Raw genomic sequence first — 15,663 nt, forward strand, 5'->3', positions numbered from 1 at the left:
TTCTCGCCGACATCTTGGTGCGAATTATCTAGTACCTGACTAATTTAATCAAGTATTATAGGTTCTTCAGCAAGCGCTTCTCGCCAAGAGATAGACGTTGAATAAGAACCTCGTTTTCGATTGTACTTATACACGTCAGTGGAAATTTCAAATCGTTCAGGAACAAAACCGTCAGGCACTGTGATGTTAAATTCAATTACTTGAAAATATTTAAAGGCAAAGGCTAAAGGACTTGTTGGATTTCCCCGCAATTGATCGACATTCATAGATGAAGCTTTTCCATTAAGACTGCCCAACAAAACCACTTTCAACTGCCCTTTGATCACAGCCTTAATATTTTCTTGTTGCAATAGCATCAATTTAATTGAGTAGTTGTTTTCGCTAGCATTTTTAGTAATTTCGGCTCGTTCAACCACAAAGCCATCTTGGGTCATCTCTGGCGCCATCACTCGTTGATAAAACGAAACCTGTTGTCTAAGATCAGATGTCTTGTCTAATGCTTGAGATAAAGATTCTTTGGTGTTTTCTAGACTCAATTTCAACACATCTTTTTCAATCTTGAGCTTATTTAGATCTGCATTTAGCCGTTCATTTTCTGAAATTAAATTTTGCGTGGTTTGCTTTGCTCTAGCTTGTTCTTCTATATCGACTTTAATGCTGGTTTTGCCTAATTGAAATCCTAATGCACAAAAAACTATGACTGCCACCACCCAAATCCAATATCGACTAATTAGTCCAACTTGTTGTTTTGATTCACCAACTTGCAACAAATATTCTCCCCGAATTTTCTTCTGTGCTAGTATACAGTTAAATCCGCAAAATATGACCGCAATATAACGAAAAGTGTCAGAATAACAATAGACATGCAAAAATCATTACTGCAAAAATTGCTTCAACACCTACGAAAGATGTTGTCGATTCCTTCGACTTCCATAGAGCTATGTTTAGTGGGATTGATTGGCGGCGTCATTGCAGCCATTGTGATTGTACTATTTCGTGGCAGTTTAACCCTTTGGCACCAATTAATGTTGGGCGAAATTGGTAATTACGCTTATTTACCTGACTGGCAACGCTTTTTATTACCAATTGTAGCCATAGGCTTGGTTTTGTTGGTTGCGCTTATTACAGGATTTAAACACTATCGTTTAGGTATCCCCTTTGTTATACATCGGCTAAAAATGTTTTATGGCCACATTCCACTGCCGACATCTGTAAACCAATTCTTCGGTGGTATTTTAGCTTTGGGGAGTGGCTTTGTGGTAGGGAAAGAAGGTCCAAGCGTGCATCTTGCCGCCGCTGCGAGTCATTATGTCGGCCGTTGGCTAAGCTTGCCATTTAATTCTTTGAGAATTTTAGCCGGGTGTGGCATTGCAGCAGGAATCTCAGCCGCATTTAATACCCCATTTGCTGCCGTTATTTTTGTAATGGAGGTGGTGCTCAGAGAGTATAAAGTACATGTTTTCATTCCTGTCATGCTGGCAGCAGCCTGCGGTTCGGTGCTAACACGAGCGGTGTTTGGTGATGTAAATGAACTGTCGTTTTTAACATTTACCCCTATTTCTGGTTTAGAGCTTTTGTATCTCGTCTTTATTGGATTTTGTATTGGCTCCATGGCCGCATTGTTCAATAAACAACTGATGCTAATCATGGCTTTTTTCCGCCATACCAATATGGTAGCAAGATTGTTGATAGCCGCAGTCATCACTGGGGCAATTGGATATTTTTACCCAGCAGCGCTAGGAGCTGAATTTATCAATGTAGAAAAACTACTTACCGATTCACAAAGTTTTCAAGTTCTACTCATTTTGTTTGCTTGCAAGTTCATGTTAGCCACTATAGCCATAGGCTTAGGTGTACCTGGCGGTATTGTTGGCGCCGTAATGGTTATCGGCATGCTTTTAGGCATGTTGTTAATAGTGCCTTTATCATACATTGGTGAAGTATCTTCTGTTACCAACTATGCGTTACTAGGGTTAGCGGGATTTTTAGCAACCGTGCTGCATGCGCCAATGGCCGCCCTTTCCGCAGCAATGGAATTAGCCGCTGATTCTCGCGTGGTTTTGCCTGCGATTATCGTGATAGTCACCGCTTATATCACCTCTAAACAATTGTGGAAAAACAGTTCAATTTTTATTCAGCAATTGGATTTTCAGGGGCTACCGTACGCCAGTACTGCAATCAGAGGAATGCTTCAATACACTGGTGTTTTAGCGCTTATTGATAAAAATTTCGCAGTAATGGAAAACGTTGACCATGAAGGTCTTTATGAGTTTTTACAGCATACCCCAGATCAAAAACTTATTCATATTAAAGGTGATGAATATACCCAAACAAGCATCGAATGGGTAAGCTTAAGTGTAAGCCTGCATCAAAATGACCATGCCCTTAGCACCCAAAATGTTACTGTACTCACACAACAACACACTCTGGCCGATGTCCATGACGCGCTTTACAACAAAAGAGAAGGTGCAGTAGTAGTGATAGATCAAATTGCGAATCGTGAACAACACTTTATGAGTATAGATGAGATTAGCCAACAAACTTTGCGTGTCCAAAATTTAAGAGAACAGAATATAATGGGGATCATCACTTGGAACATGCTTCATACTTATCTACTTAGAAAACAGCATTAGGAGTCATTTTGAACATTCTGTGGTTAAAAGCTTTTCACGTATTTTTTATGATCGCTTGGATGGCGGGGATATTTTACCTTCCTCGTCTTTTTGTTTACCACGCTGAAACTCAGTCTCAAGAAATACGCGATCAGTTCAAAATCATGGAACGAAGACTCTGGTTCTTCGTAACGCCTTTTGCAATTTTGACTTTGGTGCTTGGCTTGCTCATCATTTATCAATATGGTGGACAATGGCTAAAATTAAGCGGCTGGCTGCATGCTAAGTTATTACTGGTCACTCTATTTTATGTTTACCACGGATATTTGTATGTTTTGCTTAAGCAATTCGCACAAGACCAAAATAAACATAGCCCAAGGTTTTATCGATTTTTAAATGAACTGCCAGTGTTAGCCTTGTTGGCTATTGTGATTTTGGCAATTCTCAAACCATTTTAATCCAGGACACGCAGTTTTTAAATCCTGAAGTCCACCATTTGGCATTTCATCATGGGACACGCAAAAATTTAGTCTTGGATAAATGTCTCAAATTGGTTTGGTAGGAAGTCTACAAGCGCGCCTGAAATTTCAATATATGGCATTTCATCATGGGACACGCAAAAATTTAGTCTTGGATAAATGTCTCAAATTGGTTTGGTAGGAAGTCTACAAGCGCGCCTGAAATTTCAATATATTGCTGCATCGCCAGTGGCAACGACGCTGAAATCTTTTGTAGGTTATTACCAAAATCAATTTGCCCACGAGCTTTGGCTTTATCAAGTGCAGCATTCACATCTGAGAAGGTACTGAACATCATTAAACAATGTTTGAGTTTTTTGGCTAATTTCGGCGCAAGCTCTGGGGATTTAACTTGCATTTTCTGCCAAGCATGTTGCCACACTTTTTCGCTTTGATGATGAGCAACAAGCAGTCCTTGAAAAAAAGACTCTAAAGCAAAATTATCTCCCTCATATTGAAACTCAATATAGTCAGGTAACTGAAAATGCTCGGTTCGCATTTCCGTTAGAACATGCCGGAAGTATTCAAACAGTTGCTCAAATACTCTATCGGCCTGCGCGGTATCTTTGACTCGGCTTTGAATATTAATGGTCCAAGGCAACCAAACATCCGGTAAGGGAATTTCTGGACAAACACAAGCGCCCATCACAACGCCTTCAACATAATATCTATTGTGTAAAAAATAAGTATCTTCGGAAGATTCGAAAAGCTGTTTCAAGTCTGTTTGCATAACACCTTGATGATTATAATTGTTTTCTATAATTTGCTCATGATAGCCTGTATCAACGACGGATAAAACTATAACAATAAAATGAAAACAGCAATTAAAGGCATTATTGTCACAGCGGCATTTATTGGTCCAGGAACAGTCACTACTGCATCAGTTGTAGGCGCAGAATTAGGTTATCAAATTGTCTGGGCCCTTGTGTTTTCAATATTTGCAACCTGCATCCTACAATTAATGGCCCACAGACTGGGAGCCTATGGCAAAATTGGCCTATCTGAAGCCACCCTATTGCTAATTACAAACAAGCCAGCCAAATTTTTAGTTAGTTTTTTGATTATCTGCGCCATTGGGATCGGAAATGCCGCCTACGAAGGAGGCAACATTACGGGCGCAGCACTTGGTATACAAAGCACCTTTGGCGGAAGTTTATCTCTATGGTCAATTCTTATAGGTTCCATCGCTGCAATTTTACTTATCTCCGGTAAATATCAGATTCTAGAAAAGGTATTAGTACTGCTGGTTGCTGGCATGAGTTTTATGTTTATATCGCTTATGTTTGTCATTGGCATCAACTGGTCTTCCCTGGCCTTTGGATTAATCCCTAGATTCCAAGACGTTACGCTCCTTAGTTTAGTATTAGCACTAATTGGCACTACCATTGTACCTTATAACCTATTTTTACATTCCGGCATGACAGCCGCCGATAAGTCATCTGAGCAAGATAAAGAATGGCCGTTATTCTTGAGTCTTGGCCTTGGTGGTCTTGTGACATTAGCTATCATTTCTAGCGCAGCTACCGCCTTTTTTGCTCAAGGCATCATGTTAGATAAACAAAACCTTGCTCAACAATTAGAACCAGTGCTCGGAGAAAGAGCCAGTATATTTTTTGCTTTAGGTCTTTTTTCTGCGGGTATCACCAGCGCAATTACCGCGCCTTTAGCTGCAAGTTATGCCATATCAGGACTTTTTGGATGGACGCAATCACTTAAACACAAAGGCTTTATGTCGGTAGCCTTGCTCATAGTTATCTTTGGTACATTAGTCTCTAGTTTAGGCTTTAAGCCTTTCAGTGTAATTTTATTAGCTCAAACAACAAACGCGATTTTATTGCCAATTTCGGCCATCTTGTTGCTAATTGCTTGCAATAGTACAAAAATAATGAAAAGTAAAACTAATTCCCGAGGCGTGAATTTGGCCGCTATAAGTGTCATTTTGGTGGTGTTTCTGCTTTCACTAATGAAGTTAATAGGCTAAAAAAGTAGCTTTTGTATATTAGAGACTTGCGAGCCATTGTGTAGGATTAAGCGCCTTACCTTTGTGTCTTATTTCGAAATACAAACTTGCTTCATCTTGACCTCCACTGGTCCCAACCAAACTGATGGTGTCTCCTTGAGAGACAACATCGCCAACATTTTTTAACACCGCTTGATTGCGCCCATACACTGACATGTAGCCTTCTCCGTGATCAACAATTACCACTAAGCCAAAGCCCCTTAACCAATCTGCGTAAAGTACTTTTCCATCTGCAACCGCAGAAACTGGGGTGCCAGCAGAGGCGCGAACCACTATGCCCTTCCATCTAACCTGCCCTTGTCTACGTTTGCCAAACAAGGCTTCCACTCGGCCATTGGTCGGTTTTACCAGCGAGCCTTGCATGCCATTGAGTCCGGATAAGACCACAGATGAAGTTGATCTTTCCCTTGCTCTTGCCGCAGCTAATTCAGCCTGCTCTATTGCATTTATCAGAGATTTTTCTTGTTCTTCCAATCTAGCGACGCGCGCTTGATCAGTCTCAATTTGTTGATTTAATTCCCGTAATTTTGCGAATCTGGCTTGTTGCTGATTCCGTAGCTGATCACTTTGCTGCTTTTGTTCAACTTTAAGATTGTTCAAGTCATTGCGTTTTTTGTCTAACTGCTGGGTTACCTCTTCAAAGGTCTTTATTAGTCCTCTGAAAGATTCAATTTGTGCTTTTCTCGCTTTATTTAAATACTGGTAGTAAGTTAAGACTCTTTCCAATGAGCTGGCTTTTTCTTGGTTAAACAACATTTTCGCATAATCATAATCACCGGCCATAAAAGCGCTTTTCAGTTGATTCGCTAAGTATTCTTGCTGTTGCCCAATTTTTTTTTCAGTCACCGATTTTTCCACTTCTAAAGCAGTGATGTCTTTATTGGTCTGCACTAATGCGCGGTCAGTTTTATTCAGTAGCGTGGCGGTTTCTGCAATCTCTAATTCAGCTAATTTTAATTCTTGCTGTAATCTTTCACTGTCTTTAAGGTTTTCGGCGAGTTGAGCTTTGGTTTGCTCGATTAGAGCTTTGATATTTTCAAGATCGTCGCGCTGATCTTGGGCGTAACTGAAGGGCAAAAAGCCCAAAGATAAAACGAATATACAAATTGAGGAAAATGTAGAACAGGTTCGTTTCACTTGGGCTTTTTGTTGTCTCATTCTATTTCAAAGTTACTATTGGCGTCCCTGTCATCTCTTTAGGCTGTTCCATTCCCATCAAATGTAGCATTGTGGGAGCAACATCGCTCAAAGTACCATTTTTGCGAGACTCGGCTGGTCTTCCAAAATAAATAAAGGGAACTGGCTCACTTGTATGTGCAGTATGCGTAACTCCTGTGTCAGGGTCAATCATTTGCTCCGCATTTCCATGATCAGCGGTAATTAAACACTCTCCACCAACTTTTTCTAAAGCTTCAATGACTCGCCCTATACTTTTGTCAACAGCTTCGCATGCTTTGACCGCCGCTTCAAAAACCCCTGTATGTCCAACCATGTCGCCGTTAGGATAATTACAGATAATCACATCAAAATCACCAGATTCAATTGCAGCGACTAATTCGTCAGTGAGTTTTTCGGAATTCATTTCAGGTTGCAGATCATAGGTCGCCACATCAGGTGAGGGTATTAACTTACGTTGTTCACCTTCATATTCATCTTCTTTACCACCACTAAAGAAAAACGTTACGTGAGCAAATTTTTCGGTTTCAGATATTCTCAGTTGGGTTTTATTGTGCTTTGCTAACCATTCACCCATCACGTTTACTAGATGTTCGGTTGGAAACGCGCAAGGTACTTTCAACGTGCTTTCAAATTCAGTCAACATCACAAAATGCATTTTAATTTGTTGACCTCGGTCGAAACCGTCAAACTCAGGGTTTGCTAGGGCATGGGATAGTTGACGAGCCCGGTCTGCTCGGAAATTCATAAACAAAACGGCATCACCATCTTTAATACCAGGATAATCCTCTATCATGGTGGGCTTTACAAACTCGTCATTTTCTTTTCTTTCGTAAGAAGCCTTTATGGCATCTTCCAAATCATTATTTACATATTCGGCTTTTGCGTTAACAAGGAGATCATAGGCTTTTTCTACCCTATCCCATCTATTGTCTCTGTCCATCGCATAGTAGCGACCAATCACTGTCGCAAGCTCTGCGCCATTAATGTCTTTGCATACAGAAAGTGTTTTTGCGATGTATTTTTCAGCGCTTTGCGGGGGGGTATCTCTGCCGTCAAGAAAACCATGGACGTAAATTTGTTTGACACCTTTATCTTTGGCTAATTTAATTGCAGCAAAAATGTGGTCTTGGTGAGAATGAACGCCCCCATCTGACAACAACCCCATTATGTGAACATTAGAACCACTCTCGACAGCTTTATCTATAGCTCCGGTCAGTGCTTGATTTTCAAAAAAATCACCATCTTCTATTGCTTTGGTGATTTTTGTGAAGTCTTGATAAACAACACGTCCTGCACCTAAGTTTACATGACCAACTTCAGAATTACCCATTTGTCCTTCAGGTAATCCAACATCCAAACCTGACCCTGAAATTAAAGTATTGGTGTATTCTTTTTTCAGTTTATCTAAATTTGGTGTGTTCGCCGCTGCAATTGCATTATTCTTAGTTTCTTCTCGATAGCCCCACCCATCAAGAATTATAAGAGCCAATGGCTTTTTTTTCGTCGTCATGAGAATCCCGTTCGTAATAAAATTATGTAGTTAATTTACCAATATTTTGGGGCGCTATAAACACCTAAATAAATTACATCTAAACTAATGTTACTTAATATGTATAACCATATCATTTTTCGGGATCAACCTTTGCTTAGTTTATTTTGCTATTTGATTACTTTAATGACGTTTTGAACAGATAGGAATAGATAGGACACTCAATCAATAGATGGGACACTCAAAGTTCTAGTTTTGCGAAGTTACAATTGAAAAATATGCGTGTCCCATAGTTTGGTGTAAACAAATTTGCGTGTCCTTTGTTTTCTTAATGAGTTTTCATTCAATTTTCTATATACTTGCGCGTCTTAAATTCATGATGAAATTTGCAGGAATCATCAAACATGGAACAATTTATTGTTTTTCTTCAAGATAATTGGATGTTGTCAGCTGGTTGGGCCGTATGTGCGGTACTATTGGTCTATTCATTTATCTCCCCAATGCTTACTTCGGTTAAGCGGGTGAATAATCATCAAGCGACTATGTTAATCAATAAGCAAGATGCTGTTATTCTCGATATACGCGCTCAAAAAGAGTTTAAAAATGGACATATTCAAGGCGCAAGGCAAATAAAACCGGAAGAAGTAAGAGAAGCAAACTTCAGCAAACTTGAAAAGCAAAAAAACACACCCATTATAGTGGTTTGTAATATGGGTAATCTTGCTTCCGGCGTAGCTAATAAGTTAAGTAAACAAGGCTTTAGTGATGTATACGTACTTGACGGCGGAATGAATGGCTGGACATCAGCTGGTCTACCCGTTAGTAAATAAAACAGAACGGTTTATAATATGCAAAAAGTCGAAATATATACCAAGGGTTATTGTCCTTACTGTAAACGAGCTAAGGCGTTACTTGCGCACAAGGGCGTTGAATATATCGAATTCGAAATTGATAAAAACCCAGATTTAAGAGATCCCATGATCGAGCGAGCGAATGGTAGCTATACAGTTCCTCAAATTTTCATTGGCGATCAGCATGTAGGTGGTTGTGACGACCTCTACGCATTGGAATCGCAAAATAAATTAGATGCCCTGCTACAAGGGTAAGACACATTTAGTAGTAATTTTAAAATAGGAACACAAGATGGCAGACGAGAATAATAGCGCTGAAGGACAAGCAGCAGGTCAAGCGCAACAGCCTCAAGAAGTACAATTTAACCTTCAGCGAATTTATACGAAAGACATTTCGTTTGAAACACCAAATTCACCAGCGATATTTCAAAAAGAATATAAGCCTGAAATCAAGCTTGATATTGACACTCGCACTGCTGAGCTAGATACCAATTTATATGAAGTGGTTCTATCATTGACGGTTACTTCTACTGTTGAAGGACAGACAGCATTTTTATGTGAAGTGCAACAAGCAGGTATCTTCATGATTGGTGAAATGCCTAACTCAAACAAGGCGCATACCTTAGGTTCGTTCTGTCCAAATATGCTTTTCCCATATGCTAGAGAAGCTGTTTCAAATTTAGTCAATCGCGGTACTTTCCCTACTTTGAACCTTGCACCAGTGAATTTTGACGCAATTTTTGCAGCTTATGTGCAAAAACGTCAACAAGAGCATGCAAACGCTCAACAGAACAGTCAGCAACTCGACGGCTAAATGAGCAACTCTGATTGTGTAACCGTGTTAGGAGCCGGTTCCTATGGAACTGCGCTCGGGTTTTGTTTGGCACGCAATAACAATCACACTTATCTTTGGGGAAGAGATAAGCAGCAAATAGATGACATGATACAAACTCGCCAGAATACAAAATATCTCGGCGAGTTCACTTTTCCTGAATCTCTAGAACCAACCTCTGACCTAGCCTCCTGTATTGCAAGAAGTGAATACTTATTAGTAGTTGTTCCCAGTCATGCTTTTAAGTCTATGTTGGAAGATTTAAAGCCATATTTGACTGATAGACATAAAGTCATTTGGGCTAGTAAAGGCTTGGAACCTCACACTGGCCGACTATTGCACGAAGTTTTTACAGAGATTATAGGTTCTCAAGTTCCTCATGGCGTTTTATCGGGGCCTACTTTCGCAAAAGAAATGGCTGCAGCACTTCCGACCGCGATAACACTTTCTAGTAAGGACGATGTGTTGCTGTCTGAATTTTCTGAAAAATTACATAACCCTAAAGGGTTTAGGGTTTACCTCAATCATGATCTAATTGGTGTTCAATTAGGAGGCGCGGTCAAAAACGTCATTGCGATAGGTGCGGGATTGGCTGATGGATTAGGCTTCGGTGCTAATGCAAGAACAGCGTTAATTACAAGAGGACTCGCCGAACTGACAAGATTAGGTGTTTCTTTGGGCGGTACTCAAGAAGCATTTATGGGTATGTCGGGGCTAGGAGACTTAGTACTCACTTGCACAGATAACCAGAGTCGCAACCGTCGATTTGGCTTAGCGCTTGGTCAAGGCATGTCAGTTGATGCCGCCATAGAGAGCATAGGTCAAGTAGTGGAAGGCTATCGAAATACAGAAGAAGTACATATTCTAGCTAGCCGCCAGAACATTGAGATGCCAATTTGCGAACAAATTTATCAAGTGTTGTATGAAAACAAATTGCCCAAATTAGCAGCCCTGGCCCTTTTAGGCCGAGAACAAAAGAACGAGATTAATTAACCCCCATTCTCAAATCCCAATTGGCGCCAACTTTCGTAAATAAACACAGCAACTGAATTCGACAAGTTCATACTTCGACTATTAGCCGTCATAGGAATTCTAACCCTACATTCTTCTGGTAAGGATTGAATCACCTCATTAGGAAGCCCCCGGGTTTCAGGTCCAAACAGCAAGGCGTCACTTTTTTGGTAGGAAGCTTGAGAGTGAAAGGTTTTACCTTTAGTCGTGCAAGCAAAAATACGTGTTGGTTTTTCGCTATTAATATAATCCTCTAAGCAGGCATGACGTTTAACGCGTGCTAACTCATGATAATCCAAGCCCGCTCTTCTGACTTTCTTTTCATCCAAATCAAAGCCCAGAGGCTCAATCAAATGCAAAGCATAGCCGGTGTTCGCGCAAAGCCTGACAATATTACCAGTATTTGGTGGGATTTCAGGTTGATACAAGACAACGTCTAACATAATTACTAATTCGTTAATTCAAAACAAATAGTCTATCAGATTATGGCAACAGCTATAGACAAAAGCGTATAGTTTGAAGATTTAGAGCTCAAAAAAATCAAAGATCTGACGTAGCGCAAAGTGACGCAAGTCATCCGTTTCGAATAAAATTTCATGTTTCGCGCCCTGTACTTCTATTAACTGCGCATTTTTAACCCTATTCGCTAGTTTTTTTATTTCGTCGCTATTGACTACAGTATCTTGAGTTGCCAGAAATATTTTACTCGGGGTTTGTATTCTATCTAGATTTACCTTGATATATTCCATCATTCTAAACGCCTGTTGCAACCATTGGAAACTCACCCCACCCAGTTGTAATTTCGCGTTCTGTGAATGGGTTTCGACAAAATATTGGTATCTTTGTTGAGAATGAGTGAGATGGTTCTTCGAAAACTCAACAGGGATATAATTTTGTTGCCCCCAAAAGTAATCGGCGTCCAATTGCTTATTTAGCTGTCGTTTTAATCCAATACTCACAAGTTTTTTTGCCAACCAAACAGGTATAGGCGCAGAAATACCATACATAGGCGCCATTAAAACAGCTTTTTCAAATAACGCTGGTTTTTCGATCATTACGCAACTACCAATGGCTCCTCCCATTGAATGGGCCAGTAAATATATCGGCAAATTAGTTATTGATTGCTCAGTTTGTACTGTCCCAATAAGCTGTATAGCGTCCTGAATATAATCTTCAAATTGGTCGACAAACCCAATTTGTGGATTTAAACACCGTCTTGTTGATAAGCCCTGCCCTTGGTGATCAAACAACAAAATAGCAAACCCATTTTTTTGCATTTCGTAGCAAAGTTCAGCATATTTAAAGCAAGATTCCGCTCTTCCTGGCATTATCACTACCAATGCCTTTGCGTTTTCGGGTTGATAAAATTGATAGTAGATTTCTACGTTATTGGCCATAGCGACACGACCAGTAAGCATTTTTTCATCCATGAATGGCATAAAGGTTTGCCAGTAAGTTTCATGGAGTTGATCTTCGCAGCTAAGAAACACTAAACGTCCTAAATTGAATCGGTCTGAGATACAGGTAAAATTATATCAAGAACTAAGCCTTTGTCTTGTTCCTGTTGTTGATATACTAATTTGCCTTTATGTAAACCGATACCTGCCTCAGCGATAGCTAGCCCTAGACCGACGCTTTTATGGGATTGATTAGCAACCTGTTTATAACGAAATGGCTGAATGTAACATTCAAAATCTGCATGACTCATGCCTGGGCCATCATCACTGATACGAATTGTGATTGAATGATTATCAGGTTGAAAAAACGCTATACTGATGGTTGAATTTGCAAATCGAATAGCATTTCTAACGATATTTTCAATAACACTGGTCATAGTCTGTTGATGTAACTCTACTTCACACACTAGGTCATTTTCATAGACTAAGATTTTTTTGTTAGCCTTTGCTTCAAATTCTAAGTTTTGCACTATGGGGCCGACAAATTCATTAATTTTAACTTTGGTGAATACTATATTATTTCTTAATGATGCGTCATTTATGGATAACTTTGATAAATTAATCACGTCTCCGATTAGCTTGTCCATCACCGCAATTTCATTTTCAATACGCTTTATATTCTTATTATTTGATTCCTCGACTAAATCAGATTCCAGCATAGCAACGGCTAGTTGAAGCCTGGTAAGTGGCGTCCTAAGTTCGTGTGACACATTGGCCATTAACAGTTTTTGCTGTTCTATTGTCGATGCAACAGTATCAGCCATAGCATTAAAATCCCTTGAAAGTGCACCAATTTCGTCCTTACTTTTTAAAAATCGATGAATTCTTGAGTCTAGCGCCCCTTCTCTGAATGCATTTGTGACTTCACGAATTTCATTAATCGGTTTACTTATCCGCCAAGCTAACCACAAACAAAGACTGGTACCGACCAACAGAATAGCCACAACACCAAGGGTAAAATCAACGTCTTCCCTTTCGTGTCGGCGTAAAAACCTCACTGAAAACACCACGTAATCTGCACCACTTCTCTGTAAGTTAAATGGCCCAATGAGCTCTAAATTATTGAACCTTGCAACCAGAATCTGTGGTGATTCACTGAGTGAAAATAACCTGTCTTTGTATAAGGAAAGAGGATCTTTAGTAAAAGCCGGGTTAAAGGGCATAATGACGTCCTTTTTATCCGGTGCAACTGCTAACAAAATTGGCATATCTCTTCGTTTTAATCGACGAAGTGCCGCTTGCACGGGAACACCGCGATCAACTATCGATTGCAACAATTCAATACTAGTTTGTACGCGCTCGATTTGCTCTTTTTCTGCACTTACCACTTGCTCTTTGATGGTAAGAAACCTAGCAGCAAAAAAAGCACTGATGACCAAAAGAATAATGGTTAGCCAAAACCACAAAAAGATTTTGCCGAATAAGCTATTAAGCGGATTTAAGTTCTTTAACTTACTAATCAAACTATCACTCACTTGTCATCAGGTAACCATTACCACGAATGGTCTTAATAACGTCATTTATCCCTTGTTCAGAGAGTTTTTTGCGAAGATTACTGATATGCATATCCAAACTTCGATCAAAAGGCGCTAGTTTACGATTCAACACTACTTCACTCAGGTGTTCTTTAGTTAACAGTCGTCCCGTGTTTTTTACTAACTGTACCAATAAGTAAAATTCCGTGCCTGTCATTTCAATATTCTGATGATTTACGCTAACTTGCTGAGTGCCTAGGTTAATCTCCATTGAATGCAATTTAAGCACTTCCCGATTCGACAATACCCCATCAGCACTCAATCTACGTACCAGTGCTTTGATTCTGGCCAATAATTCACGATGATTGAAAGGTTTTGCTAAATAGTCATCTGCGCCTAGTTCTAAACCTAATATTTTATCGTAATCGTCTCCTTTCGCCGTCAGCATCAAAATAGGAATCTTTGAAAATTTACGCACTTCTCCAAGTACCGTAAAACCATCTAGGTCAGGCATCATTACATCGAGTAACAGCACGTCAAATTCCCTTTCCTGAATAAGTTCTATTCCTTGGCGAGGTTGGTTTGCCACCGTCACAGCATAACCTTGCTGGGTTAAATACTCGTTGAGTAATTCGGTTAGGCTTAAGTCATCATCTATAATAAGAATTTGATGCATAGTGTCGTAATTTCCTTGGAAAAAGCATGAACACTTAACTGAAGTAATATATTAATGACGCAATGATCAGATATTTTTGCGCCAAGAAAAATCATCTTTACACAAGCTTTACACTTCCTTGGCACTATTTTGCATTATTAAGAGTACAGTATGCATGTCTCATTCAAAAAGGGTATTAATTTATGAAAAAGTTACTCATTACACTAATTGTTAGTACAAGTTTATCTGTATCTTCATTAGCAGTTGCTGGCGGACCAAAAGAAGAAGGAAAGCATCCATTTTCTCAATTAGATCTTTCAGAATCTCAACGGCAAGACATTGCACTTATTATGCGTGATCTTCGAGGTGACAACAGTTTATTTAGAGGTGAACGTCATCACCATCGCACAAACATGCGTGAATTGATGAGCATGCAAAGCTGGGATGAAGAAAAAGCTGAAGCAATAATAAGACAAGGCTTAGAAAATTCACATCAGTTAGAAATTAATCGAGCAAAAGCAAAACACCTTGCTTATCAGGTGTTAACCGAAGATCAACGTGCTGAACTCAAACAGATGTACCAATCAGGTCCGAAAAACAAAGATCGCGGTGAATATTTCAAACAGTTCGGAAAGAACATGAACCTAAGCGAAGAGCAACAATCCCAGATAAAACAACTTTGGGACACTCAACATTCTCAGCTGGCAGCGTTAAAGCCTCAAATGATGTTACACAAACAAGCTGAGAGAGAATTGATAGCTGCTGAGGAGTTTGATGAACAGGCGTACTTGGCTTTACATCAGGAGAATATTGATACCCAAGTGCAAATGCAGCTTATTCGCCAAAAAACGCGCTTTGATATGATGCAGATTCTTACCCCTGAGCAAAAAAAATCAATGAAGCAAGAGTTTAAACAGAAGTTCAAGGAACGCTTTTCACACCGTAAAAGTTAGGGGGATTGTTGTGTGGTAATTATTATGTGGTAACTGTTGCATGTCCCAAAAGAAAATTGACTGTCCTATTTGTGGCAGTCATTTTTAAATTTCGCAATAACAGCCTGAGGCTTCGTTGACCAAAATTGACTGCGAATTCTTCAGCCCTAAGGTAGCTTTAATTGCATCATCAACCAAACCTGATGCTGAAAAGCAACCAGCACCTTGAGAATAGGGCCCAACATATTTTATTTGACGATCTTCATCCATATAAATAACTGCCGGCGTAGATGGAATGAAAGACGCTAGCTCTGGCAGTTCTTCTATAGTGACTGAATGACTGGTTAACCCTTCTTTCTCAGAAAACTTATTCAAGGATTTTATATGTGATTCGGCAAGTACTTCACAAAAGCAACTTTTACCTGATCCTACATGAATTAATAGTCCATTATCTGCATGAGGAAGATGTTCAAAAAGCTTTGACAATTTTTCTTCATAATCCAAATCCATCATTGCCTGTGACATTTTCAGATGAGGATCAAATTCATGGATGCCTTGCTTACCAACGAATAGTACGAATGCTGAACCAAGTAGAAACCACACAATGACCATTACTACTTTAAGCATTTGGC

At 39.6% G+C, this 15,663-nt stretch carries 17 protein-coding genes; 8 read left to right on the forward strand and 9 right to left on the reverse strand.

Features of this window, described 5'->3' with window-relative positions; translation table 11 throughout:
• Positions 1-44: 44 nt before the first annotated feature.
• On the reverse strand, positions 45-770 hold the full coding sequence (locus tag ACNKW3_RS11860; RefSeq protein ID WP_427399508.1) for a DUF6776 family protein: 726 nt from the start codon (positions 768-770) through the stop codon (positions 45-47).
• Positions 771-863: 93 nt separating this feature from the next.
• Between ACNKW3_RS11860 and ACNKW3_RS11865 the strand changes: the two genes are divergently transcribed.
• Positions 864-2,633, forward strand: a complete 1,770-nt coding sequence (locus ACNKW3_RS11865) for a chloride channel protein (protein ID WP_427399509.1) — start codon at positions 864-866, stop codon at positions 2,631-2,633.
• A gap of 8 nt (positions 2,634-2,641) precedes the next feature.
• Positions 2,642-3,070, forward strand: coding sequence for a protoporphyrinogen oxidase HemJ (hemJ, locus tag ACNKW3_RS11870; RefSeq protein WP_427399510.1), 429 nt, complete (start codon positions 2,642-2,644; stop codon positions 3,068-3,070).
• A 166-nt stretch (positions 3,071-3,236) separates the two neighbouring features.
• Here the strand turns inward: hemJ and ACNKW3_RS11875 are convergent, their stop codons facing one another.
• Complete coding sequence (locus ACNKW3_RS11875) at positions 3,237-3,860, reverse strand: UPF0149 family protein (protein WP_427399511.1); 624 nt, start codon at positions 3,858-3,860, stop codon at positions 3,237-3,239.
• Positions 3,861-3,941: 81 nt separating this feature from the next.
• On the opposite strand from ACNKW3_RS11875, the gene ACNKW3_RS11880 reads away from it, so the two are divergent.
• Positions 3,942-5,111, forward strand: coding sequence for an NRAMP family divalent metal transporter (locus ACNKW3_RS11880; RefSeq protein ID WP_427399512.1), 1,170 nt, complete (start codon positions 3,942-3,944; stop codon positions 5,109-5,111).
• An 18-nt stretch (positions 5,112-5,129) separates the two neighbouring features.
• On the opposite strand, the gene ACNKW3_RS11885 is transcribed toward ACNKW3_RS11880, so the two are convergent.
• A complete protein-coding gene (locus tag ACNKW3_RS11885) occupies positions 5,130-6,308 on the reverse strand; it encodes a murein hydrolase activator EnvC family protein (protein ID WP_427399513.1) in 1,179 nt (392 codons plus the stop codon).
• 1 nt (position 6,309) lies between these two features.
• Positions 6,310-7,839: a 2,3-bisphosphoglycerate-independent phosphoglycerate mutase gene (gene gpmI, locus ACNKW3_RS11890; protein ID WP_427399514.1), complete on the reverse strand. Its 1,530-nt coding sequence runs from the start codon at positions 7,837-7,839 to the stop codon at positions 6,310-6,312.
• 383 nt (positions 7,840-8,222) lie between these two features.
• Between gpmI and ACNKW3_RS11895 the strand changes: the two genes are divergently transcribed.
• From ACNKW3_RS11895 to gpsA, 4 genes are read left to right on the forward strand one after another with little or no spacing between them, the layout of a single operon-like run.
• Positions 8,223-8,648, forward strand: a complete 426-nt coding sequence (locus ACNKW3_RS11895) for a rhodanese-like domain-containing protein (protein ID WP_427399515.1) — start codon at positions 8,223-8,225, stop codon at positions 8,646-8,648.
• Between the two features lie 18 nt (positions 8,649-8,666).
• A complete protein-coding gene (gene grxC / locus ACNKW3_RS11900; RefSeq protein WP_427399516.1) occupies positions 8,667-8,924 on the forward strand; it encodes a glutaredoxin 3 in 258 nt (85 codons plus the stop codon).
• 37 nt (positions 8,925-8,961) lie between these two features.
• Entirely contained in the window at positions 8,962-9,483 is a 522-nt protein-coding gene (gene secB / locus ACNKW3_RS11905) for a protein-export chaperone SecB (RefSeq protein WP_427399517.1), read from the forward strand.
• Complete coding sequence (gene gpsA, locus ACNKW3_RS11910; protein ID WP_427399518.1) at positions 9,484-10,494, forward strand: NAD(P)H-dependent glycerol-3-phosphate dehydrogenase; 1,011 nt, start codon at positions 9,484-9,486, stop codon at positions 10,492-10,494.
• Here the strand turns inward: gpsA and trmL are convergent.
• The 4 genes from trmL to ACNKW3_RS11930 all read right to left on the reverse strand — a co-directional run bounded on the left by trmL (position 10,491) and on the right by ACNKW3_RS11930 (position 14,120).
• Complete coding sequence (gene trmL, locus ACNKW3_RS11915; RefSeq protein WP_427399519.1) at positions 10,491-10,955, reverse strand: tRNA (uridine(34)/cytosine(34)/5-carboxymethylaminomethyluridine(34)-2'-O)-methyltransferase TrmL; 465 nt, start codon at positions 10,953-10,955, stop codon at positions 10,491-10,493. The two genes, gpsA and trmL, sit on opposite strands and share 4 nt — an antisense overlap.
• Positions 10,956-11,036: 81 nt before the next feature.
• A complete protein-coding gene (locus ACNKW3_RS11920; protein WP_427399520.1) occupies positions 11,037-12,002 on the reverse strand; it encodes an alpha/beta fold hydrolase in 966 nt (321 codons plus the stop codon).
• Between the two features lie 8 nt (positions 12,003-12,010).
• Entirely contained in the window at positions 12,011-13,375 is a 1,365-nt protein-coding gene (locus ACNKW3_RS11925) for a histidine kinase dimerization/phospho-acceptor domain-containing protein (RefSeq protein ID WP_427399521.1), read from the reverse strand.
• Between the two features lie 61 nt (positions 13,376-13,436).
• Complete coding sequence (locus ACNKW3_RS11930) at positions 13,437-14,120, reverse strand: response regulator (RefSeq protein ID WP_427399522.1); 684 nt, start codon at positions 14,118-14,120, stop codon at positions 13,437-13,439.
• Between the two features lie 182 nt (positions 14,121-14,302).
• On the opposite strand from ACNKW3_RS11930, the gene ACNKW3_RS11935 reads away from it, so the two are divergent.
• Positions 14,303-15,052, forward strand: a complete 750-nt coding sequence (locus ACNKW3_RS11935) for a Spy/CpxP family protein refolding chaperone (protein ID WP_427399523.1) — start codon at positions 14,303-14,305, stop codon at positions 15,050-15,052.
• A gap of 84 nt (positions 15,053-15,136) precedes the next feature.
• Here ACNKW3_RS11935 and ACNKW3_RS11940 read toward each other — a convergent pair whose 3' ends face one another.
• A complete protein-coding gene (locus tag ACNKW3_RS11940) occupies positions 15,137-15,658 on the reverse strand; it encodes a DUF6436 domain-containing protein (RefSeq protein WP_427399524.1) in 522 nt (173 codons plus the stop codon).
• Between the last annotated feature and the right edge of the window lie 5 nt (positions 15,659-15,663).

Source organism: Glaciecola sp. 1036 (assembly GCF_050306235.1).
In the GTDB taxonomy this organism is placed as follows: domain Bacteria; phylum Pseudomonadota; class Gammaproteobacteria; order Enterobacterales; family Alteromonadaceae; genus Glaciecola.

Coding starts and splice junctions, on each gene's coding strand:
- ACNKW3_RS11880 (WP_427399512.1), top strand. CDS start 3,942: ATGAAAACAGCAATTAAAGGCATTATTGTCACAGCGGCATTTATTGGT.
- ACNKW3_RS11940 (WP_427399524.1), bottom strand. CDS start 15,658: ATGCTTAAAGTAGTAATGGTCATTGTGTGGTTTCTACTTGGTTCAGCA.
- gpsA (WP_427399518.1), top strand. CDS start 9,484: ATGAGCAACTCTGATTGTGTAACCGTGTTAGGAGCCGGTTCCTATGGA.
- ACNKW3_RS11935 (WP_427399523.1), top strand. CDS start 14,303: ATGAAAAAGTTACTCATTACACTAATTGTTAGTACAAGTTTATCTGTA.
- secB (WP_427399517.1), top strand. CDS start 8,962: ATGGCAGACGAGAATAATAGCGCTGAAGGACAAGCAGCAGGTCAAGCG.
- trmL (WP_427399519.1), bottom strand. CDS start 10,955: ATGTTAGACGTTGTCTTGTATCAACCTGAAATCCCACCAAATACTGGT.
- ACNKW3_RS11895 (WP_427399515.1), top strand. CDS start 8,223: ATGGAACAATTTATTGTTTTTCTTCAAGATAATTGGATGTTGTCAGCT.
- grxC (WP_427399516.1), top strand. CDS start 8,667: ATGCAAAAAGTCGAAATATATACCAAGGGTTATTGTCCTTACTGTAAA.
- ACNKW3_RS11865 (WP_427399509.1), top strand. CDS start 864: ATGCAAAAATCATTACTGCAAAAATTGCTTCAACACCTACGAAAGATG.
- ACNKW3_RS11875 (WP_427399511.1), bottom strand. CDS start 3,860: ATGCAAACAGACTTGAAACAGCTTTTCGAATCTTCCGAAGATACTTAT.
- ACNKW3_RS11930 (WP_427399522.1), bottom strand. CDS start 14,120: ATGCATCAAATTCTTATTATAGATGATGACTTAAGCCTAACCGAATTA.
- ACNKW3_RS11885 (WP_427399513.1), bottom strand. CDS start 6,308: ATGAGACAACAAAAAGCCCAAGTGAAACGAACCTGTTCTACATTTTCC.
- gpmI (WP_427399514.1), bottom strand. CDS start 7,839: ATGACGACGAAAAAAAAGCCATTGGCTCTTATAATTCTTGATGGGTGG.